This window comes from Micromonospora sp. CPCC 205546 (assembly GCF_036902715.1).
Classification (GTDB): domain Bacteria; phylum Actinomycetota; class Actinomycetes; order Mycobacteriales; family Micromonosporaceae; genus Micromonospora.
Genome location: NZ_JBAKHL010000179.1, coordinates 1 through 706, shown reverse-complemented (window position 1 = coordinate 706; position 706 = coordinate 1). Strand labels below are relative to the sequence as shown.

Below are 706 nucleotides of genomic sequence, written 5' to 3'. Positions count from 1 at the left end.
ACGCGGACGGCCGGGTCGAACTGCACGGTCTGCCGCAGGTTGTCGTACCAGTAGTCCGCCGTCATCGACGCCGGGTCGACCCAGTCCCCGGTCAACGTCGAGACCAGCCGGATGTGCCCCTGCCGGGGGGTGACGTCGGCCAGGTCCGCGCGCAACTGCTCCGCGACGTCCTGCACCGCCGCCGAGTGCGACGCGTAGTCCACCGGGATCAACCGCGCCCGCACCCCGTCGGCCTGGCACGCCTCCACCAGGTCCGCCACCGGCTGCGGCGGACCCGACACCACGACGGTGGACGGACCGTTCACCGCCGCCACCCCGACACCCGGGAACTCAGGCAGACGCTCGGTGACGGCGTCGGCGGACAGGTCGACCGACGCCATGGTGCCGGTGCCGCGCAGCACCGTCAGCGCCCGCGACCGCAACGCCACCGCCTTCGCCGCGTCCTCCAGGCTCAGGATCCCGGCCACGCACGCGGCGCCGATCTCGCCCTGCGAGTGACCGATCACCGCAGCCGGGGTGACACCGCAGTGCTGCCACACCGCCGCCAGGGCCATGCCCACGGCCCACAGCACCGGCTGCACGACCTCGACCCGCGCCAGCCACGACTCGTCCTCGCCGGTCAACACCGACACCAGATCCACGTCCAGGTACGGCGCCAGGGCCCGCTGGCACTCCGCCAGCTTCGCGTCGAACACCGGCGTACGAC

At 73.2% G+C, this 706-nt stretch carries 1 protein-coding gene; it reads right to left on the bottom strand.

Going from position 1 to position 706, the window contains the following annotated elements:
• On the bottom strand, positions 1-706 hold a 706-nt coding region (locus V6U77_RS29930), incomplete at both ends, for an acyltransferase domain-containing protein (RefSeq protein ID WP_334610084.1).